Source organism: Microcoleus sp. AT3-A2 (assembly GCF_036705685.1).
GTDB lineage: Bacteria > Cyanobacteriota > Cyanobacteriia > Cyanobacteriales > Microcoleaceae > Microcoleus.
The window spans coordinates 90,382-112,778 of sequence record NZ_JAUBVF010000014.1 but is presented as its reverse complement, the minus strand read 5'-3'; the positions used below and the strand labels follow the sequence as shown (position 1 = coordinate 112,778).

14 protein-coding genes are annotated in these 22,397 nt (G+C 45.4%); 7 read left to right on the top strand and 7 right to left on the bottom strand.

Translation table 11 applies throughout. The features are described from left to right. Positions 1 to 147: 147 nt before the first annotated feature. Positions 148 to 1,233 carry a hypothetical protein gene (locus QUB37_RS11345; RefSeq protein ID WP_333161929.1) on the bottom strand — a complete coding sequence of 362 codons (1,086 nt, stop codon included), beginning with the start codon at positions 1,231 to 1,233 and terminating at the stop codon, positions 148 to 150. Between the two features lie 114 nt (positions 1,234 to 1,347). Between QUB37_RS11345 and QUB37_RS11340 the strand changes: the two genes are divergently transcribed. The 3 genes from QUB37_RS11340 to QUB37_RS11330 all read left to right on the top strand — a co-directional run bounded on the left by QUB37_RS11340 (position 1,348) and on the right by QUB37_RS11330 (position 5,246). Next, positions 1,348 to 2,265, top strand: coding sequence for a YihY/virulence factor BrkB family protein (locus tag QUB37_RS11340; protein ID WP_333161927.1), 918 nt, complete (start codon positions 1,348 to 1,350; stop codon positions 2,263 to 2,265). 569 nt (positions 2,266 to 2,834) lie between these two features. Beyond that, the gene (locus tag QUB37_RS11335; protein WP_333161965.1) at positions 2,835 to 4,100 is read left to right on the top strand and encodes a glycosyltransferase family 1 protein; all 1,266 of its coding nucleotides are present in this window, start codon (positions 2,835 to 2,837) and stop codon (positions 4,098 to 4,100) included. A 102-nt stretch (positions 4,101 to 4,202) separates the two neighbouring features. Beyond that, positions 4,203 to 5,246, top strand: a complete 1,044-nt coding sequence (locus QUB37_RS11330) for a glycoside hydrolase family 104 protein (protein WP_333161926.1) — start codon at positions 4,203 to 4,205, stop codon at positions 5,244 to 5,246. Between the two features lie 116 nt (positions 5,247 to 5,362). On the opposite strand, the gene QUB37_RS11325 is transcribed toward QUB37_RS11330, so the two are convergent. The 3 genes from QUB37_RS11325 to QUB37_RS11315 all read right to left on the bottom strand — a co-directional run bounded on the left by QUB37_RS11325 (position 5,363) and on the right by QUB37_RS11315 (position 8,976). Then, entirely contained in the window at positions 5,363 to 6,079 is a 717-nt protein-coding gene (locus QUB37_RS11325) for a DevA family ABC transporter ATP-binding protein (RefSeq protein ID WP_333161924.1), read from the bottom strand. A 220-nt stretch (positions 6,080 to 6,299) separates the two neighbouring features. Next, positions 6,300 to 7,484 (bottom strand): ABC transporter permease DevC, encoded by a 1,185-nt coding sequence (gene devC, locus QUB37_RS11320; protein WP_333161922.1) that lies wholly within the window; start codon positions 7,482 to 7,484, stop codon positions 6,300 to 6,302. 64 nt (positions 7,485 to 7,548) lie between these two features. Continuing rightward, positions 7,549 to 8,976 (bottom strand): HlyD family efflux transporter periplasmic adaptor subunit, encoded by a 1,428-nt coding sequence (locus tag QUB37_RS11315; RefSeq protein ID WP_333161921.1) that lies wholly within the window; start codon positions 8,974 to 8,976, stop codon positions 7,549 to 7,551. A gap of 114 nt (positions 8,977 to 9,090) precedes the next feature. Here QUB37_RS11315 and QUB37_RS11310 point away from each other — a divergent pair, with 114 nt between their 5' ends. Next, positions 9,091 to 9,702, top strand: a complete 612-nt coding sequence (locus QUB37_RS11310) for a TetR/AcrR family transcriptional regulator (protein ID WP_333161919.1) — start codon at positions 9,091 to 9,093, stop codon at positions 9,700 to 9,702. A gap of 88 nt (positions 9,703 to 9,790) precedes the next feature. On the opposite strand, the gene QUB37_RS11305 is transcribed toward QUB37_RS11310, so the two are convergent. Together QUB37_RS11305 and QUB37_RS11300 are read right to left on the bottom strand one after the other, a co-directional pair. Continuing rightward, positions 9,791 to 10,915, bottom strand: coding sequence for a flagellar assembly protein H (locus QUB37_RS11305; RefSeq protein WP_333161917.1), 1,125 nt, complete (start codon positions 10,913 to 10,915; stop codon positions 9,791 to 9,793). Positions 10,916 to 10,926: 11 nt separating this feature from the next. Beyond that, a complete protein-coding gene (locus QUB37_RS11300) occupies positions 10,927 to 12,438 on the bottom strand; it encodes a mechanosensitive ion channel domain-containing protein (RefSeq protein ID WP_333161915.1) in 1,512 nt (503 codons plus the stop codon). A 1,096-nt stretch (positions 12,439 to 13,534) separates the two neighbouring features. On the opposite strand from QUB37_RS11300, the gene QUB37_RS11295 reads away from it, so the two are divergent. Then, complete coding sequence (locus QUB37_RS11295; RefSeq protein ID WP_333161913.1) at positions 13,535 to 19,507, top strand: PAS domain S-box protein; 5,973 nt, start codon at positions 13,535 to 13,537, stop codon at positions 19,505 to 19,507. Positions 19,508 to 19,512: 5 nt separating this feature from the next. Beyond that, on the top strand, positions 19,513 to 20,841 hold the full coding sequence (locus tag QUB37_RS11290; protein ID WP_333161911.1) for a response regulator: 1,329 nt from the start codon (positions 19,513 to 19,515) through the stop codon (positions 20,839 to 20,841). 19 nt (positions 20,842 to 20,860) lie between these two features. Here the strand turns inward: QUB37_RS11290 and hpsU are convergent, their stop codons facing one another. Further along, entirely contained in the window at positions 20,861 to 21,538 is a 678-nt protein-coding gene (hpsU, locus tag QUB37_RS11285) for a hormogonium polysaccharide biosynthesis acetyltransferase HpsU (protein WP_333161909.1), read from the bottom strand. Between the two features lie 55 nt (positions 21,539 to 21,593). Here hpsU and QUB37_RS11280 point away from each other — a divergent pair, with 55 nt between their 5' ends. After that, the gene (locus QUB37_RS11280) at positions 21,594 to 22,394 is read left to right on the top strand and encodes a cation diffusion facilitator family transporter (RefSeq protein ID WP_333115529.1); all 801 of its coding nucleotides are present in this window, start codon (positions 21,594 to 21,596) and stop codon (positions 22,392 to 22,394) included. The last annotated feature ends 3 nt before the right edge of the window (positions 22,395 to 22,397 follow it).

Below are 22,397 nucleotides of genomic sequence, written 5' to 3'. Positions count from 1 at the left end.
CTCAATTACTTGTTTAGGAACAGGCAAGATGCCTGTTCCACAAGAGATGAATTTTATTGTGGAACAGGCATCTTGCCTGTTCTTGAAAATGGTGCAAAATGTGAGTAAAAAAAAATCTAATTCACCAAACCGGAACTCAGTGATGTATCAACTCTCCCTTACTCCCCGGAGCGAGTTAATTTCCGTAAAAGTCTGCACCGGATCGGACTTCAACCCGCCTTGAATGTAATTCAACTTCACTTCTTCCAACAAATCCGACAGCAGCGACTGCAATTCCCCGATAGTTTTCTCATCTTGCAATTCCCGCCGCAAACTTTGATTAAATTCTTGGCTGAAATTATCCAGAATTTTTCTACCTTTATCGTCTTCATAAGTAGTAGATACCACATCAACAGCAGTTTGAGCCAAATAATTCGCTAGTTGTTCCGTCATCTCCGTCGGCAAAATATTAATCGGAGAGAAATTTTGCAGGATTTGATAGAAATCCGACTGTTTGATTGTCGCCTCCAAATTGTGGTGCAGCAATTCTTCCAAATCCGGTTGCACCTGTGGCAAAACTTTGTAAATTGTCAGATCCAAAATCCGCTTGGTAATTTGTTCGATCGTATTTTCCTGATTGACGTGAAGGTACGGCTGCTGCGCCAGCAACATCTGCGCCGCGTCGCCCTGTTTGATGGAACTTTTAGCTTGATTGATAAACCGCACCATCATGTATTCCGACATCGTATTGGCTAAATAAGCCACCGGTTCGTAGGTAACTTGAGCAACTACGCGATCGAGATTCACCAAACCCGACTTGTGCAGCCGCACCAATACCGGCAGAATCCGCCACCCCTGCCAAATCGGCATCACCAGAAACACCTCGTACCAGCGCCTCAGCACAAAATCAAACCAAGTTACCCCCGGCTTACGGCGGGTGTGGAACAGACTTTTAATCAAAAATTCCGCCCCAAAAAAACCAATAAAATACGTATCAATTCGCCAAAACTGGTCAGCGCTTTTCAAATATTCGGGATTTAGCAAACTTGAATCAATCCCTTTAATCGGGTCATAAAATTTAACTAAACCTGGAAAATAGCTTTGATAAACAGGGCGCAACTGAAGGTAACTGAAATGGAAAAGTACCAGCAAGAAATTGACCACCGCTACTAATGCGCTGATTTTTGCCCAAGAAATTGCTTTTTTGGACGATTTTACATCGGTGCTGTTAAAAGTTGTGTGGGAATCTGACATAAAAGTAATCTTCCAAATTTGCTAATAGATAAATCTATCTTGTGGCCGACGCTAAAAAACTCCTAACCTATTAAAATCCCTTGGTGAACGCTAAGTATAAGGAAACCAAATGCCGTGAACTTGAAAACAGTCATATCGCTGCTCAAACAAACTTTTACTGAATGGCAAGAAGATAAAGCGCCAACCTTAGCCGCCGCCCTAGCCTATTACACAGTCTTCTCCCTCGCCCCGCTGCTAATTATCGTAATTGCGATCGCCGGTTTAGTCTTTGGTGCCGACGCAGCCCAAGGTCAAATCGTCGCCCAACTCCAAAGTTTAATCGGCAAAGATGGCGCCCAAACCGTTCAAGAACTAATCCTCAAAGCCTCCGAACCAAAGTCGGGAATGATTGCTACTTTAGTTGGCATCGCTACACTTTTGTGGGGTGCTTCCAACGTGTTTACTAATCTTAAAGAAGCCCTCAATACTATTTGGAATGTTTCACCTCCTCCCGGACGCGGAATCTGGGGATTTTTGCAAGACCGCGTATTGTCTTTTGCGATGATTTTAGGCATAGGTTTTCTACTGCTAGTATCTTTAGTAATTAGCGCAGTTTTAGCAGCGGTTAGCTATTGGTTGAACGGCTTGCTGCACTTACCAGTCGGCATTTGGCAGATTGTGGACTTTGCTATCTCCTTTGGCGTAGTTACGCTGCTTTTTGCCTTAATTTACAAACTTTTGCCCGATGTCCATCTTGCCTGGAATGATGTTTGGATCGGCGCCGCCATCACCTCAGTGCTGTTTACGATCGGCAAATCCCTAATAGGAGCTTACCTCGGAGGTAGCGGTATTGCCTCTACCTACGGTGCTGCGGGCTCCTTCGTGATTATCCTGCTTTGGATTAATTATTCCGCTCAAATTCTCTTCTTAGGTGCCGAGTTTACCCAAGTTTGGACTAACAGATACGGCTCCAGAATGCCCGGTTCCCGAAACAATATCCTCAACAGCGAAAAGGGGGAATCCTCCGCACGCAAACATCGGAAGAACTCTTAACATTACACAAACTGGAAATAAGAGGTTAAACTCGCACTCCGGTTTTGACAGAAAAAGCAAGAAGGAAGAGGGAAAAAGGCAGAATGTGCAAGGCGGAACGAAAGAAAAATTTTGAATGCAATAATTTTGCTTTTTTTTTCGCTTGCCCTCTAACATTCAGTCTTCGGGACGACCGACTTCTGCTTTCTCGAAAGCCCTACTGATTGATTCAGAGGGGTAAAATTATACCTTTTGCTGACCTCGCATCTCTAGCAGCAAGCTGAAAGCAGGCTCTAGTTAGATATGGCTAGGAGGTGCGAGTTTGACAGCGACCAGAATACAGCAAATCCCCTTCACCCTCGTTTATTTATATTTAAATTATCTAGAGTTTTAGCTGCTGCACGTCTCTGTCAGCAGAAGGAATTAGTATGTCAATTTTTCCCTGCAACTTATCCCTGAAGGATGATTTATCGATCCCGCATTTTCACTTTAATACAAATTAGCTAGAAGATTACAGTCCCGGCGCAGCAGCCAAAATAGCACTTTCAATCTTCTCCTGAAATATTTTTAATATTTTTTGGTAAACAATGATGATTTCATTAACTAAAAAACGCATCGCTCTCATCTCCGTACACGGTGATCCCGCTGTGGAAATTGGCAAAGAAGAAGCGGGCGGTCAAAATGTTTACGTGCGTCAAGTAGGCGAAGCTTTGGCAAAACAGGGGTGGCAAGTTGATATGTTCACCCGCTCATCCGATCGCCAACAAGCAAGAATTGTACAGCACAGTCCGAATTGCCGGACAATTCGGCTAGTAGCAGGGCCACAAGAATTTATTCCCCGCGACGAAATTTACGGATATTTGCCAATCTTTGTTCAAGAATTTCAGAAGTTTCAGTTAGAGTCAGGCTTTCAATATCCCTTAGTTCACACGAATTACTGGCTGTCTTCTTGGGTGGGAATGGAGTTGAAAAAATCCCAACCTCTGCAGCAAGTTCACACTTACCATTCTTTGGCAGCAGTTAAATACAAGTCGGTTTCGACAATTCCGATGATTGCCAAAACCAGGTTGCAAGTAGAAAAAACACTTCTGGAAACAGCCGATCGCGTGGTGGCTACCAGCCCCCAAGAAAAAGAACACATGAGGTCTCTGGTTTCCTCCAAAGGCAACATTGACATCATTTCCTGCGGTACCGACACTGAACGGTTCGGCTCGATCGCCCGATCGACCGCCCGTCGCTACTTGGGCATAGCCCCCGAAACCAAAGTCGTGTTGTACGTCGGCCGTTTCGACCCCCGCAAGGGCATCGAAACCTTAGTCCGCGCCGTCAGCCTGTCTGCAGTACCCAAAGCCGATTTAAAACTCATAATTGGCGGCGGGTGGCGTGCGGGGGAAAGCGATGGGAAAGAGCGCGATCGTATCGGCAGCATCGTGGAAGAACTCGGCCTGAGCGAGATTACCAGTTTTCCCGGCACCTTGAGCAGAGACCTTCTCCCCGCCTACTACGCCGCCGCCGATGTCTGCGTTGTTCCCAGCCACTACGAACCCTTCGGTTTAGTCGCCATTGAAGCGATGGCCTGCGGCACGCCCGTAATCGCCTCGGACGTGGGAGGGCTGAAATATACTGTAGTGCAGGAAGAAACAGGTTTGCTCGCGCCGCCGAAAAATGAAGCAGCCTTTGCCCATGCGATCGATCGCTTGTTACTTGATTCAGTATGGTGCCAGCAACTCGGACACATAGCCCGCAAGCGCGTCGAAACCTATTTCAGTTGGGACGGTATCGCCTCCCAACTCAGTCAACTTTACACTCAACTGCTCGAACAATCGGCCCTTGAGCTTGACCCCGTGAGCGCTTAGTAGTATCACTTAGTATAGTTGAAGCCAGTTTCCCTTGATCCCTGTTTCACTCATCCGTTCTAACTGGGAACCTTCAACTATAAGTGATATCAGGAGGTACTCTTGTACGCGCCAGAACATCTGGGAAGCCATCTGCAACCCATTTCAGACATCGAGCTAATTCGCCTGTGGGTGGAGCGCAAATCCCCCCGCAGCAAGCGCTTTAGCTGGCAGGCGGCCAACCGTTTTCGGCTGTTTGTAGAAAAACCGCTGGCAGAAGTGACTCTGACTGATGTCGAGACTTTCGCCGCAGCCATGAGATCTCGCAAACTTGCACCCGGTTTCTACAAGCAAACCTTGCTAGCGCTGAAATCGCTGTTCGCCTTCGGCCAGCAAACGGGAATCTTGCCCGCAGCCATCCCTCTGCACGGGTGGCCGGTGCGGCAGCGCAGGCAAATGTCCAAACGCCTCCGTTTTAGAATCTCTTGGACTTTGTTAATCTGTTTCTGCTTTTTTTTGGGTCGAATGACGCCGAAACTGTGGGGGCAATCGGTCTCGGCAGAAAGCTCGCCCGCCCCGAAACGCCTGCAGGAAGTTGCGGCGATCGATTCACCAGACAAAGGAGAGGATAACATCGAGCGCGATCGATCACCGGAAACTGCAACCCTGAATTCACCAGATCGCAGACTCGATAGCATCGGGCCCGAACGTCGAGTCAAAGCCTTTCTCGACACCATCGCAGCCGCCGAAGGAACCGCTAGCCTCGACGGCTACCGCACCCAGTACACCGGTACGAAATTTGTCAGCTTTCAAGATCATCCCAGGGAAATGAGGTGCGGCCGCCGCTACGGCAAAAAACTCTGTTCCGACGCAGCGGGGCGATATCAGTTTCTCAGCACAACTTGGGACAGATTTGCCAAAAAATTTGGCGTCCGCGATTTCAGCCCAGAAAATCAAGATTTGATGGCTATAGAGTTAATCCGAGAAAAAGGTGCATTAGAAGATATAGAAGCGGGTCGATTGGAGTCAGCAGTTAGAAAACTCGCTTACATCTGGCCTTCTTTTCGGCGTTATGGCGGTTCCGTGGAATCCTCAATGCCCAAACTCGAAGCAATGTACCTGCAAAATTTGGGGATTTACCGCCAAGGATTGATTGTTCGCAATTAGTAAACAGTCCCATGACGAGTTTAGATTGGGGTTTGGCAATTTTGGATTAAATTTTGACATCCAAAATTAAAAATGGGGGAGTTATGGGTGATGTCGATTCTTCGGAAATTTAAAAATTAGGCTAATTTTCCATCTTCCATGTGAACGATGCGATCGGCAATATCCAAAATTCGGTTATCGTGGGTTACTAACAAAATAGTACAGCCCTGTTCTTTGGCAAGTTGCTGCATCAAATTCACCACTTCGCGACCGGATTTGCTGTCCAGGGCGGCTGTTGGTTCGTCAGCTAAAACAATTTGCGGTTGACTGACCAAAGCGCGGGCGATCGCAACTCTTTGTTTTTGTCCTCCCGACAAATCATCTGGATAATAGTTAATCCGCTGTTCCAATCCTACTAACTCTAGCATTTTTGCAGAGCGATCGCGCATTTGAGAACGCGACAAATTCCCATGAACTTCCAAACCCATCTGCACGTTTTGCAGCGCCGTCAAACTGCGGTGCAAGTTGTGCGCCTGAAAAATATAGCCTATTTTGCGCCGCGCCTTTACCAATTCGTCTGAACTCGCTTTGCACATTTCTTGACCGAGAATTTTGAGACTTCCCGATTGACCGGATCTCAGCCCGCCAATCAAAGTTAAAAGCGTGGTTTTTCCCGAACCGGAAGGCCCCGTCATTAGTACGATTTCACCTGCTTTAATTTCGAGATTAATGTCAAAAAGTACCTGTTTTCGCAGTTGACCTTGACCGAAGTAGTGGTCGAGTTGGTGCGCGGAAATTATAGGTGCAGGAATCTGTAATGTGTTTGTTGTTGGGGACAGAGTAGTAGAGTTCATAACTTTTGGGTGTGAGGTTTTAGATTAGAGAATAAATCCCTCTCGTCGCCGATAATGCAGAGAAGAAACTAGAGAAGGATTACAAAAAATATGTGGAGAGTTAGGACTTTATACAAAATCTGGATTTAATACCCCCTTAATTCTTTAGTCCGCGCAGGCGAACTTCGTTTGACAAGGAGCGGTTTCAACCGCCGAATATTATAAACTGATTCATTTTCCCTTAAAACATATCTGCTGGATCGGCTGCTTGCAGTTTGCGAGTGGCAATTGCTCCAGAAATAGTGCACATAATCACGTTCAAAAGTAATACTATAACTGCTCTCAGCAGCGTCATATAAAGGGGTAAATTGGTAGCTTGGCGGGTTAAAGAGTAAAGTCCGAAAGAAACTCCTACTCCCGGCAAAAAACCAAGGACGGAAAGAATTAGAGCTTCTTCAAAAACGATGCCGAGTAAATAAACATTGCGGTAGCCCATCGCTTTGAAAGTAGCGTATTCTCCCATGTGGTCGCTGACATCGGTTGAGAGAACTTGATAAACAATAATGACACCAACTACAAAACCCATCGCGACGCCTAAATTAAACACAAAGCCGATCGCAGTATTCTTAGCCCAATAGTTTTTCTCAAAATCGATAAATTCTTGTTTGGTTAATACCTTGACATCCGGCGGTAAATATGCTTTCAGAACTTGTTGAACTTCCACGGGGTCAGCACCGGGTTGCAGTTGAATTAATCCAGCATTAACACTCGCGGCGTTTTGTCTGGGAAACAGGCGCAGGTAATTTTGATCGCTAGTCATCAAAATACCATCGGCGGCAAAAGATGCTCCAACTGTGAATAAACCGCTGACGTTAATCGTGCGCCGCTCGACCTCAGCTTTAACGGCTTTTCCTTCAGCGATTTGTGCGATCGTTCCTTGGTAATCTCCCCTAGAAGCTCGATCGAACAACACAGTATCCGGCAATTTAATCGCGCTCAAATTTTGGTTAACTTCTGGAAGCGCAAACGCCGGGTGGTTGGGATTGAAACCGACCACCATCAGCGACGTTTCGCGCCGAGTTTCGGGATTTTTCCAGTTAGCAATTTTCACGTAAAGTGGCTCGGCTGATTTCACGCCCGGTACGTTCATTGCTTGATACAATCTACGTCTGGGGAAGGAAGACAAATTAATCAAATTTCGCGCTTGGGGGTGAATCAAAACTAAGTCTGTTTCCAAGCTTTGGTGCAGCCGCGTATTGCTGGTGTAAAGCGCATTTTGAAAGCCCAACTGCATGAACATCAAAACGTCAGCAAAGGCAATTCCTGCTACTGCAACCAGCATTCGCCCTTTGTCGTGACTCAGTTGCAGCCATCCGAGGGAAGTTCTGCGTCTTAATTGTTGTAAGGGTTTTATGAGTCCAATCATAGGATTTTAGATTTTAGATTTTGGATTTTGGCTTGAAGAAAGCGATGCTGCGGTTTAAGACTTCTTAATCTTTAATTTCCCCGATCGCCACTTTGACTTGCAAATTGGTGAATCCCGCTACTTTCTGGCTGGAAGCTTCATCTAAGCGCACTTTTACTTCCACAATTCGACCATCAATATTCGCAGAAGGATCGGTGTTAACAATGTTTTGCCGCTGCACTTGCAAACCAATATGTTCGACAGTTCCCCGCAATTCGCCGATCAAAGCATCGCTAGTAATTTTGGCGGTTTGTCCGAGGCGTACTTTGTCCACATCGCTTTCGTAGATTTCCGCAACAGCCAGCATCTCGCGAGTTTGTCCCAGTTCGACAATGCCGTCGTTTCCCACCCTTTCCCCCGGATGCGTATGAATTTTCAGGACTTGGGCGTCTCTGGGAGCACGGATGTAAGCTAGATCCAGATTGGCTTTGGCTTGTTTGGCTGCTGAAGCGGCGGAACTGACTTCGGCGGCGGCTGCTGCTATGTCAACGGGGCGTACTTCGGCGATGCGATCGAGATTTGCCGCGGCTTCATTAATCTGCTGTTGTCGAGATTCCTGAATTTGGCTGAGTTTGGCTTGGGCTTCGTTAATTTGCTGTTGGCGAGATTGCTGAATTTGATTCAATTTGGCTTGGGCTTCGTTAATTTGTTGTTGGCGGGATTCCTGAATTTGATTTAGTTTTGCCTTTCCTTCGTTGAGTTGCTGTTGAGTTGTTTCGGCGGCGAGGCTTTTGCTGTCGCTAGTTGAGGCGGAAATTGCTCCCTGTTCATACAGTTGGGAGTAGCGCCGATCTTCGCTTTGGGCGTTGCGGAGTTCGGCTTGTAGGCGGGCAATTGCGGCTTTTTGAGTTTGAATTTCCCCTTGCTGTTCGGCCCTGATGCGGGCAATTGTGGCTTGTTGCGCTGCAATTTCGGTGCTGCGATCGACTTCTAGGCGGCTGACGATCGCCTGTTGCGCTGCGATCTCGTTGCTGCGATCGGCTGATAAACGGCTAATAGCCGCTTTTTGGGCTTGAATTTCGCCGTTTTTGGCTCCTGCTTTCACTTTTGCTAGATTTGCCTCGGCGACGCGCACTTGTTCTTGAGCTTGGTCGAGGGCGGCTTGCAGGCGATCGCGGCTGTCCAAAATTGCGATCACTTGGCCTGTTTTCACCCTGTCTCCCTCTTTCACCAAAAGTCGATCGATCCGGTTTCCTTCCGTCGCACCGGAGGCGGAGACTTTAATTACTTCTCCTCTGGGTTCGAGTCGCCCCAAGGCTGTAACTGTGGTTAATTGGGATGCTGTGACGGCTGCTGCTGCGGCTACTGCGTTGGGATCGGGTATGCGCGATCGCCAGATCGTGTAGCCTGTGGTTCCCCCTGCCGCCAGGGTTGCTACTGCTGCCACAACTAGGAGTTGTTTAACTAGGGATGGAGTTGAGGATAAGCCGTCCGCTGTTGCCCGGTGTACCATGACATACCTCTTTGTGAGAAATAAAACTAAACGGTTTAGTTCTGATGTATTTCAATACTAAACCGTTCAGTATAATGATGTCAAGAGCCCAAATAAAAATTACAGAAGCAAGGTATGGCAAGGACAAAACCCAGCGAACCAGACAGCGCCGCAGCAAGTGACAAAACCGAGCAAATCCTGCAAGGTGCGATGCAAGAATTTTTAACTCACGGCTACGCGGGGACGAGTATGGACAAGGTAGCGAAGACGGGGGGAGTTTCCAAAGCCACGGTTTACAGCTATTTTCAAGATAAAGAGGGATTGTTTGCTGCTTTGGTACAGCGGCTGGCGCGAGAAAAAGTCAATTTTACAGTTCTGGATGCAGAACCGGCCGTAGCGCTACGATTCGTTGCCACAAATATATTGGATCAGGCGACCCACGAACCAGCATTTCTCAATTTTGTGAGGTTAGTGATTGCGGAGTCGGGGCGTTTTCCCCAGCTAGCGCAGACTTTTGTGAAAAACTTAGCTAAACCAGGGATCGATCGGCTAGCGGAATATTTGGCATCGCATCCAGAGTTAAAATTGCCCGATCCGGAGGCAACGGCGCGCATTTTTATTGGATCGCTGGTATATTTTCAGTTAATGCAGGAGATGATGCACGGTAAAGAGATTGTGCCAATGGAGCGCGATCGACTGATCGACGGTCTGCTGCACTTGATTTTAGGCCCGCAGTCCAATTCCTAAGTGCGATCGACAGAATCTAGGAATTTTATTTGAGAATGATTTAAATGCCATAAAGAGCGAGATCCCTTTATGGCTGCGATCGGAGGTTCTATTCAGGTGTTTTCCCTAACCTCTCCCTCAATTCCTCAGCCGATAACTGTGGCAGTTGTTCTACCAACAATGTCAATTCTGCCACAGGCAATGCCAATAAATTAGTAACGGCTGTAGGCAGAATATCGCCCAATTCAGGCGATCGCATTTGCAAGACACTTTCAGCCAACAATTTAACTGCTGCTTCCCGCCCAGATTCATCGACTGTCAGCATCGATATTGCCAGCAACAGCACTGTAAATTCCGCCGCAGCCAACTTTGATATTAAAGATAGAAAAGCAGTCATTTTGGGACTTAATTCTCCAAATCTAACTCGCAGAAAATTTTCTAAAATTAAGCGCTGTTGTTCTTGCCTGCCTCGTTCTAGTCCTTCTTCTAGTCCCTGTTCTAGTCCTTCTTCTCTAGCTTGTTGCTGTGCTGCTTGTATTTGTTGTTGAAAAAGTGGTGTAATGGCCATAATTAACTCCCGCTCTTCTGGCTCTAATTCTTGTGGCACATTGGTTACTAAATTTGACTGTAACCGATACAGCAATTCTAGCGCGATAATCCGCAACGGATCATCTGTTGCTAAAGCGCTTAATTGGGAAATAGCCCTTTGCTGCACTCCCCCTTTGCCCAAAATCCTCAACCACAGAGTTTCTGGAGTTTCGGGCAACTGGTGAATCGCCACAATTGCAGTCCGCAAAGATTCACCCAAAAAATAAATTCCCTGCATCCAATTCTCTGTGTCTGGTATCGCATTAAAGCTATCTACCAATGCTTTCGATGCTGTGGGCATCAAAATCCACAGTTTGGGTAACTGAGCGTCATCATAGCGAGTATTTTCTCTCCTAAATTTTCGCTCCAATTCACCTCGCACGTCCAATAACTTACCCAGACAGCTACAAATTTCGCTGACGTTTGCCGGATTGCGAAAGGGTTCAAAAATAGCCGTTGTGTTTGCCATTTTTCCCAACAATCCCAGGGTTTCTGAGTATTCGGGAATTGCGTTGCTGGGAGTGAAATAAACATCGATTTCTCGAACTTCGGAAGTCACATCGCGGCCGATATTCACCGTTCCGATCGGCGACAGCAATTCCTCCAGGTATTCTTTGGCAAAGAGATCGTGAATAAATCGCGTCATAATAAATTATTTCAAACAGTAAATATATCTTTTAGCCGTTTTCTCACCCATTCTACAGGATTTTCATCCTCTTCTGCTGCATCTACCAATTCCATTTGTCGCAATAATTGCTGTCTATCGCTGAGTTCTTCTTTGTGTTTGACTATTTCTTTAATAATCTGTTCTGATAAATCCGGTCGTTCAGTTAAAACTTTCTGAAAACCTTCTTTATTGATGGCAAACAAAATTGTTTCTTCCAAAGCTCTTACCGAAGCAGTTCTGGGGATTCCCAACATTAAAGAAAGCTCCCCCAAAAACTGACCACTACCGAGGTTATTCAGATGTTTGTTAATAGCTTCTACAAAAACTTCTACTGAACCAGAAAGAATCATGTAAAAAGCATCTCCGGGGTCGTTTTCGTGAAACAAATATTCTTGCGATCGCAGCCGTTTGCGGTATCCAACTTCAATCAATTGCCGCAATTCAAGATCAGTCAGAGTTTCAAAGTATTCCACCTCTCGCAGCAAACAGCTAAGAGAAGATTGCTTTTTCAGTTTCTCTGCAAAAATTGGGGGTTTTTGCTCATTTTCCGAGTAACTGTTCGGGAGGTCAATTGCAGTTTCTTTTTTGTTGAACATTGACAACAGAACTTCGGGGTTTTGCAAATAAATTTCTCGGTCATTGAACGGGAATTCTATTTTTTGCTGGCGGAAATTGTATTCAATTGCAAAATTCAAAGAACTTTTAATTAATTCTATTTCAATCGGTCTGTCCGTCCACACTAAAAGTTCAAATTTAAAACTATCATCACCAAACTCGACAAACAATACTTTCGGATTCGGTTCGTACAAAACTCCTGCTTCCGCGTAAGCAATATTTAACAGAGTTTCTGTCACTAACAGCGGGTTACTATTTTCGGCTACTTCTACGGGAACTCGCAGACACAGTAGGGAGTTTTCGTAACTCCAGTTAACAATTTTGTTGCTAATCATTTTGCTGTTGGGAACTATGACGCTAGAGTCCTCAGTGGTTTGGATGATGGTCGATCGAATCGAGATTTTTTTGACTATTCCCATTAATCCTTCTAATTCCACAAAGTCTCCGACTTTCACAGGTCTGTCTAAAAGCAGTGTTAAGCCGCTGACAAAATTAGTTGTTAAATCCTGGATGCTGAAGCCGATTCCGACTCCCAATCCCCCCGCAACTACTGCAAAAGAAGCGAGGTTGAAGCCGATGATTTGGATGGCGACGATCACTCCCAAAGCTACCATTAAATACCCAATAATTACTGAGATCGCTTCCCGGTTTCCCTCGTCAATTCCCAGTCTGACGAGCAAGCGTTCTTTAAGAAAGTTCGTAAAATATCGTGCTATGACAAGGATAGCCATAAACAATACAATCAGTTCCACCAGTGACTGCAGCGATACAGGATTCTCACCTATTTTAAATAGGGTTGCTGTAAATATTTGGGATAGCTGTGTCCATACTTCTTCTGGTATTGTATTAAAATCCAATTCCGACCATAAGGTTTTTTGTGTTGTCATTTTTTAAGTTGGTAGTAGTAAACATAAAGTCCTCAGTGCCAAATTTAAAAATAAAATCCTGAAGTCTTTATCACAAATTTTAGCCTATTTTGGTAAAAAAAATGAAGTCTTTACATATATATGTGGTTCCTCATACTACGCAGTTATCCCTATTGCGAATTTTTCGGATACCTTGTCTTCGCAGACCTGTGGTTATTGTGCCACTTTTTCGCGAGACGAGATCCGACTCATCTATTATTAAAGCGAACCCTCTATAGCAATCCTCGCATCATTTGTGAATTTCTTACTCCCTCCCTTTACCAAGGGGAGGGTTGGGGTGGGGTAAAAAAATTACGACTTCTGCAAGGATTGCTATATTAAATTTATTCAACATTAACTCTATGCGATTTTATCATACTCTCCACTAATTATTTTGGGAAGTCCCGTTATCAACTTAAGCAGGGATTATTCAATGACTCTTTAAGTGGACAAGTCAAATATCCAAGTCTTACAATGACTTTAACTGGTGGGAGAGATATTGCTATTACTCTGCCAGTGGCGTCCGTCTTGTGTATATCTAAGTAAAAATTTAACGGATCTAGCTAAAATTGATAACGTTCCAAGAATACTTGGCCTTCTACCGATATGGGGGACAAATTATAACTTAATTGCATTTGTCAATCCGTAAATTTACTGAAAATATTGCTTTGCTTATTTAGGAGTGGAAAATTGGCGATTTGGGGATGGGTGGGCATAAATATGGCGAGGCGATCGCCATGATTGCTCGATCGCCCAAATCTAAGTTCTCCACCCCCAATCTAAGTAAATGCTGAGCCTAAGTGCTGATTGACAAACGCTTCCCTAGCTTATGTTGTCACCAATGTTCTACCAATAGGATTGATTAGGAATAGAATTGATGAGTAATAGAAATACTTGGCGATACATCCGAATAATTAAGGGAAATAGTATCGCAAGGGATACATATATCGCAGATTGAAAGCCTAATGGTCGCGCTACTGAACGTTTTTTTCAGTACCCAAATAGGATAAAACGAAAACGTCGCGATCGCCCAATTGGACAGAAGTTGTAGAATAAAAGCTGAAATGCACGAGCCAACATGAGCAAATTCCCACCAAAGAAAACCCAACCGCCACAGCAAGAGAGCACAACAGCACAGGTATTGCGACAGGCTCACTTCGACGCTTTTTTTGCTGCTGCGAATGCCGGACTGATGATTTTAGACCGCCAACTTCGGTACGTCCAAATTAACGAAGCTATGGCAGAGCTCAATGGCATTTGTGTGGCAGATCATATTGGTAGGTCGCTGTGTGAAGTGCTGCCAGAATTGGCTGCGACTCTGGGACCAATCTTGCAAGAAATTCTGGATACGGGCAAGCCAATTCTCGACTATGAAGTAGTGGGTGAAACTCCGAGACAACCGGGAATCCTGCGCTACTGGCAAGCATCTTACTATCCTTTGCGGGATGAAAATGACCTGGTTTTTGGTGTTGGTGCCCTTGTGATTGAAATTACCGCTCGCAAGCGGGCAGAACAAAAGCAGGCACGACTGACGGCAATTTTGGAAGCAACTTCCGACTTAGTAGAAGTTTATGATGCGGCTGGGCATAGCGTCTATCTCAACAAAGCCGGACAGGAAATGCTGGGGATGTCCCCAGAAGAAGCACGCTCTTCATTTAGTATAGATTCTGTGTTAGCTCCCTCGGCAAGGGCAAAATTCCACAACGATATAATTCCCACCGCCTTGCGAGAGGGTAGGTGGGCTGGTGAAATCCTATTTTTGTCACGCGATGGGGAAGAAATTCCAGTCTCTCAGGTTTTGATCGTTCACAAAACCGAAGCGGGCGAAGTTGAGTTTATCTCCACTATTGTGCGGGATATTCGCGATCGCAAAAAAGCAGAGGAAGAACGACAATTACTGGCTACCACGATCGAGAATAGCCGTGACTTTATAGGCGTGGCCTCAATGGATGGTCGCCCTATACTCGTGAATCAGGCTGGTCTGGATTTGGTGGGACTCAGTAGTTTGGAGGAAGCCAGAACCAAACACATGAACGATTTCTTCATGCCAGAAGATCTGGAATTCATACAGCAGCGCGTCCTGCCTACTCTAATGCAAGAGGGGGATTGGCGGAGCGATTATCGCTTCAGACATTTCGTAACGGGTCAACCCATCCCGTTAGATTACACTCTATTTCTGGTCAAACACCCGCAGACTAACGAACCCATAGGGATTGCCACTGTATCGCGGGATATTCGCGATCGCAAAACCGCAGAAGATGTCCTGAAACAAAGTGAAGAAAGATTTCGTTCTTTAACCGAAGCCACTGCTCAAATTATTTGGATCTGCAATGCGGACGGCGAAATGGCGATCGAGCAACCTACTTGGAGTGCATTTACAGGAGAGGCCTTTGATAATTACAAGGGTTGGGGCTGGCTAGACACAATACATCCAGATGATCGCTCCTATATTGCCACTGCCTGGTCAACGGCTGTTGCCAATCGATCGTTCTATGAAGCTGAATTCCGTATGCGTCGCTATGACGGGGAATATCGCTACATTAGTTGTCGTGGTGTCCCAATTCTGAATGCGGATGGTTCAATTCGGGAATGGATTGGGGCTAATACAGATATTACCGATCGCAAACAAGCTGAAGAAGCTCTGCGCCAACAGCAAGCTGCGCTGCGCGATCGCAACGTCTTGCTGAGCTCTATTTTGGAAAGTACGCCAGACATAATTGTGGTTAAAGACCGGGAAGGCCGATATGTTGCCATTAATTCCTTTGTGGCAAACTTCTTCTTTGACGGTAAACCCATAGAGGAGATTGTGGGTAAAGATGATTCGGAACTGATGCCCCCGGAGGCGGCCGTTCCAATAATGGCAAAAGACCGCGAGATTATGGAAGCAGGCACTACTGAAACCTATGAAGAAGAAATTTATAATGGTGAGACCAGCAATTATTTTTTAACCACAAAATCCGCTTGGCGGGACGCTCAGGGCAATATTATCGGCCTTATCGCCATAGCACGAAACATTAACGATCGCAAACAAGCTGAAACTGAGCTGCGCGATCGCAACGCACTGCTAAACTCTATTTTGGAAAGTGCGCCCGACTTCATTGTTGTTAAAGATCGGGAAGGGCGTCATATTGCCCTTAACTCGAATTTGGCAAACTTCTTTGGCAAGCCAATGGAGGCAATCATCGGCAAAGATGATTTGGAATTACTGCCGCCTGAGAGTGCCCGTGCAATTATGGCGAAAGATCGCCAACTCATGGCAGCAGGCATCAGTGAGACTTACGAGGAAGAGGTCTCTGACGGTGAAAAAACCGCGACTTTTTTCACTACAAAAGCTCCTTGGCGGGATGGTAATGGTAATATCTTGGGCATCATCGCCACCACACGAGATATTACCGATCGCAAACAAGCTGAAGAAGCTCTGCGCCATCGCAATGCACTGCTAAACTCTATTTTGGAAAGTACACCCGACTTCATTGTTGTTCAAGATCGAGAAGGGCGTTATGTTGCCATTAACTCCAATGCGGCAAACTTCTTGGGCAAGCCAAGTGAGGAAATCATCGGCAAAGATGATTGGGAATTACTGCCTAACGCTGCCCGTGAAATGATGGCAAAAGATCGTCAAATCATGGCAACAGGAATCACTGAGACTTACGAGGAAGATATCTCTTCTGATGAAACCCCTAGGACCTTTTTAACTACAAAAGCTCCTTGGCGGGATGCTAATGGCAATATCCTCGGCCTGATCGCCACAACACGAGATATTACCGATCGCAAAAAAGTCGAGCAAACACTCCGTCAAACCCTAGAAATACTGGACTTAGCCAGCGATAGTATCATTATTCGGGATATGGATGACCGGATCATATACTGGAACCAAGGTGCAGAAAAGCTCTATGGTTGGACAAAAGTGGAAGTAGTAGGGCAGTACATTCACACCTGCTTGGAAACAGCCTTTCCTAAACCGTTAGAAATCGTAAGGGCAGAGTTTTTCCAGCAGGGAAGTTGGGAAGGAGAAGTGCAGCACACCACCAGTGATGGTCGCCAGATTATTGTGGCAAGTCGCTGGACATTACAGCGCGATGGGGAAGGGAAGCCTTGTGCCCAACTCGAAATTAATAATGACATTAGCGATCGCAAACTTGCCGAAGATGCTCTAAAACAAAGCGAAGAACGCTATCGTTCGCTGATCGCTGCTACGTCCCAAATGGTCTGGACAGCGGATGCTGAAGGAAGAAGCCCAGATCTACCGAGTTGGAGAGCTTACACCGGACAAATCGAAGCTGAAATGGTTGATTTGGGCTGGTTAGATGCAATTCACCCGGACGATCAGGAACGAACGAATCAGGTGTGGATGGAAGCAGTGCAAACGAAAACGCTGTTTGACATAGAATATCGAATCCGGGGAGCGGATGGAAACTATCGTTATTTTCAAGTAAGAGGGGTGCCAATTCTGAATGAAGATGGCAGCATCCGGGAGTGGGTTGGCACTTGTAGCGATATCCACGATCGCAAACAAGCGGAAGATGCTTTAAAACAAAGCGAAGAACGCTATCGATCGCTAATGGTTGCCACATCCCAAATCGTCTGGGCAACCGATGCTGAAGGAAGAGGCACGGATCTACAGAGTTGGAGAGCTTACACCGGGCAAACTGAAGCTGAAGTGCTTGGTTTAGGCTGGTTAGATCCAATTTATGCGGACGATCGGGAACGAACGAGTCAGGCCTGGATGGAAGCAGTGCAAACGAAAAGCCTGTTTGACATAGAATATCGAATCCGGGGAACGGATGGAAACTATCGTTATTTTCAAGGTAGGGGAGTGCCAATTGTGGATGAAAATGGCAACATCCGCGAGTGGATTGGTACTTGCAATGATATCCACGATCGCAAACTTGCCCAAGATGCTATCAAACAAAGCGAAGAACGCTATCGATCGCTAATCCTTGCCACGTCTCAAATTGTCTGGACGGGGGATGCTGAGGGGCGATGCCCGGATATGCCGACTCTGAGAGCTTACACCGGACAAACCGTAGAGGAAGTGGTTGGTTTTGGCTGGTTAGATGCAATGCACCCAGACGATCGCGAACGAACGGCTCAGGTATGGATGGAAGCAGTGCAAACGAGAAGCCTATATGACATAGAATATCGAATCCGAGGGGCGGATGGAAACTATCGCTATTTTCAAGGTAGAGGGGTGCCAATTCTGAATGAAGATGGCAGCATCCGGGAGTGGATTGGCACTTGTACCGATATCCATGATCGCAAACAAGCGGAAGATGCTATAAAACAAAGCGAAGAACGCTATCGATCGCTAACCCTTGCCATCTCCCAAATTGTCTGGACAACCGATCCTGAAGGAAGATGCCAGGATTCACCGAGTATGAGAGCTTACAACGGACAAACGGAAGCTGAGGTGGTTGGTTTTGGCTGGTTAGATACAATCCACCCGGACGATCGGGAACGAACAGTTCAGGTGTGGATGGAAGCAGTGCAAACGAGAAGCCTGTTTGAGATGGAATATCGAATGTGCGGAACGGATGGAAACTATCGTTATTTCCAAGCTAGAGGGGTGCCACTTCTGGATGAAGATGGCAGCATCCGGGAGTGGGTTGGCACTTGCATCGATATCCAGGATCGCAAACAAACAGAAATCGTACAGGAAAAAGCCAGGGAAGCTGCAGAAGCAGCTAGTCGGGCCAAAAGTGAATTCCTTGCTAACATGAGCCACGAGTTGCGGACTCCGCTTAATGGCATCATGGGGTACGCGCAGATTCTTCAGCGTTCCAAAGTGTTGAATGAAGAAGAGCGATCGCGCATTGATGTTATTTATCAGTGCGGTTCGCATTTACTAACGTTAATCAATGATATTCTCGATTTGTCGAAGATTGAAGCACAGAAAGTGGAACTAATGCCCACAGATTTTCATTTCCCGGCGTTCCTGCAAGGTGTAGCAGAAATGTCTCGCATCCGAGCTGAAATTAAGGGAATTCACTTTCATTTTCCATCCAGCCCAGAACTCCCGATCGGTATTCGTGCGGATGAAAAACGCTTGCGACAAGTGTTATTTAATCTTTTGAGCAACGCTATTAAATTTACGGATGAGGGCAGTGTTACTTTTATAGTCAGTTTTGCAACAGAAGGAAAAATTCGCTTTGAAGTACGCGATACAGGTACCGGCATTGCCCAAGAGCAACTCGAAGCTATCTTTCAGCCCTTCGAGCAGGTTGGAGATCGCAGACGGCAGACGGAGGGCACTGGGCTGGGATTGGCAATTAGCCAAAGGATTGTAGAACTAATGGGCAGTACCATTCAGGTTCAAAGTGAGATGAATGTTGGCAGTATTTTCTGGTTTGATGTTAGTCTGCCTCAAGCCGATGAATGGGTAAAAACGTCTCAAATCGACCATCACGGGCAGATTATCGGCATCAAAGATTGCCAACCTAAGATTGTGGTTATTGATGACAAATGGGCTAACCGTTCGGTAATTAACAATTTGCTCAGTCCGATCGGCTTTGAGGTGTTTGAAGCGAACGATGGGCTGGAAGGCTGGGAAAAGATTATAGAGGTGCAGCCAGATTTAATCGTTACCGACTTATTAATGCCCGAACTAGATGGCTTCGAGGTAATTAAGCGGGTTCGAGAATCGGAAAATTTCAAAGACACCGTGATTATTGTTTCTTCTGCCAGCGTATTTGAAACTGATCAATACAGAAGTTTAGAGGCAGGAGGCAACGCCTTTATTCCCAAACCTGTTCAGGCAACAGAACTCCTGCAAAAATTGCAACAGTATCTTCATTTGGAATGGGTTTACGAAGCTAATGAAGAGCCACTGGCGATCGCTTCAGACACCAATGAGCTAATTGCCCCGCCAGCTAAAGAAATGGAAATGCTCTACGAGCTGGCTATGAAAGGAAATTTCCTAGAAATAGTTAAGCAGGCGGTATTACTTGAAGAAATAGATACCCAATACATTCCCTTTGCTAAAAGATTGCATCAAATGGCAAAGGACTTTCAAGACGAAGAGCTTTTAACGTTTATTGAGTCCTACAAGTAAGGTTTATGAATTTAGAAATTCAAGCAAATGGTACGATTCTTATAGTTGATGACAATTCAGCCAACTTGGGTGTCTTATCTGATGCCTTAAGTCAGGAAGGATTTGAAGTTCGGGTTGCGAAATCTGGAAAGATGGCACTAGAGCGAGTCAAATATGCTCTACCGGATCTCATCTTGCTAGATGTCATGATGCCAGAGATTGATGGATTTGAAACCTGTCGTCGATTACAGGCTAATCCAGAAACTAAACAAATTCCCATTATATTTATGACTGCTCTCTCGGATACGGCTAATAAAGTTGAGGGGTTTAAGCTTGGGGCTGTAGATTATATTACCAAACCCTTCCAACAAGAGGAAGTATTAGCTCGCGTCAAGCTGCATTTAAAGCTTCATGTTCTAGCTGACAAATTAGAAGAAAAAAATACCTTATTGGAGCAAAAAGTTTTAGAAGTTAGCCAAGCCTATGATGATTTACAACAAATGCAACTTAAGTTAATCCAAAGCGAGAAAATGTCCGGCTTAGGGCAAATGGCGGCTGGGATTGCTCATGAAATAAATAACCCTATAAATTTCATATCTGGCAATCTGGGTTATGCCCAAGAGTACGCTCATAACTTACTAAAAATTATACACCTATATCAAGAAGATTATGTAAATCCCACCCCTCGGATTCAAGCAGCTATGGATGAAATAGAACTGGAATTTGTGGAGGAAGATTTTATCAAAGTTCTTAACTCAATCAACTTAGGAACGCAGCGCATCCAGGAGATTGTCAAGTCTATGCGAATTTTTTCTCGCTTAGATGAGGCAGAGGTAAAAGCTGTAAATATTCATGAAGGGATTGATAGTACACTCACCATTCTGCATCATCGTTTAAAAGCAAGACCAGATCATCCTGAGATTGAACTAATAAAAAAGTACGGTCAGCTTCCACCAGTAGAATGCCATGCCGGACAATTAAATCAAGTGTTCATGAATATTATTTCCAATGCGATTGATGCTTTAGAGGAATCTAATCAGGAGCGTTCCTTTGCAGAAATTAAACAACACCAAAACCGCATTCAAATTGCTACAAAAGTAATTGACGAGAATTGGGTTGCTATTTATATTAGTGACAATGGTCGGGGAGTTTGCGAAACTTTACAACAGAAAGTATTTGACCCTTTTTTTACCACCAAACCTATCGGTAAAGGGACTGGGTTGGGGTTATCTATCAGTTACCAAATTATTGTTGAAAAGCATGGGGGCAGATTATACTGCCAGCCTGGATTAGGAAAGGGAATAGAATTCGTCATTGAAATTCCTATTCGGCAACAAGCTTGTAAAGCTGCTTAGTTTCCCGGTACAATGTCTCTTACGAACTTTTGTTGATTTCTCGCTGACAGCGGGGACGACAAGGTGTTCCCGTGCAAACAAAGCTAGCTGGCATATTTTTAAAGACGCTGCTGCGAGCTCCGATTAAAGCGTTAGCACCGATTTCTACACCAGGGCCAATGAAGCAGTCGGCGGCAATCCAAACGCCGTTATTAATGATCACAGGTGCTGTTATTAAGCCAAAGGCTGGGTCTTGAGGGTTATGAGTGCCGGTGCAGAGGTAGCTTTTTTGAGAAATGACGCAGTGTTTGCCGATCGCAATTCGATCGAGACTGTACAATACAACATCATCTCCGATCCAACTGTAGTCTCCGATGGCAATTTTCCAAGGATAGGTAAAACGAGCCGTGGGGCGAATGATCGCACCCCGACCTATTTTCGCTCCAAATAACCGCAGCAGCGCGCTTCTGATGCCGTTAAAAGGGTGTGGAGTGAGAGGAAATGCGATCGCCTGCACGAACCACCAAAGCAAAATTACCCAAGTAGGCTTTCCTCGATCGAACTTTGATTGGTTGTACAGCCGCAAATCAACAAAAGATTCGCCTGTTAAAATATTTGCCTGGTTGCCGCTAATTGGACGATCGTTTATTTGAGAATTGGGGGAATTTGCGCTTAAATTTTCCGGATCTTGGTGCGGAGTTGGTATATAATCGGTCATTGATAGTTAATTTAATGTTTAATTTAAAATCGAGTTTAACCTTAAGGACTGCTGCATGACATTTCTAGTTAGGGACAATTTTGACTCGGAAAACGCCAAGGATATCGCACAATGCGAGAATACAACAAATCCCAGAATTGGCAAAGTTCGACTTTTACAAACAGCATTGGTACTGCTTAGCAGCTTTTTTGTAGCAGAGTTAATCGCCGCACTTAATTCTCATAGTTTGTCCCTATTAGCAGATGCGGGTCACGTTTTTTCAGATGTAGCAGCTTTAGCAATAACTTTGACAGCGACTTGGTACTCCTCAGTCAAACGCAAAAGTAAATCCGTAGATTGTACGATCGCACAATCGTCAATCCCTGAACGAGGAGAAATCATTGCTGCTTTAATTAATAGTATCAGTTTAGTGGCGATCGCCCTGTGGATTGCCGCAGAGTCGATCGGCCGGTTGCAGTCCCCAACTCCCGAAGTAGAAGGGCTGCCGATGTTAATTACCGCCATAGTCGGTTTAAGCATCAACTCGATTAATGCTTGTTGCTTGCATTCCTGCTGTCACGGCGACTTGAACCTCAAAAGCGCGTTTCTGCACGCAGTCGCCGACATTTTTTCGTCGGTTGGAGTAATTTTAGCTGCGATCGCCGTCGCGTGGCTACACTGGAATTGGGCTGACGGCTTAATTAGCTTGCTAGTATCAGCATCAATTATTTTATTAACTCTACCATTGCTAATCGAAAGCATCCAATTGCTGCTAGGAAAAGTATCAGCAATATCCGCAAGTCAACAGCCTTGTGATTGCGAAAAAGTGAGCGCCGAAAAATTACTTTTTCCATCCCTAGAAGAACTTATTAAATGAAAA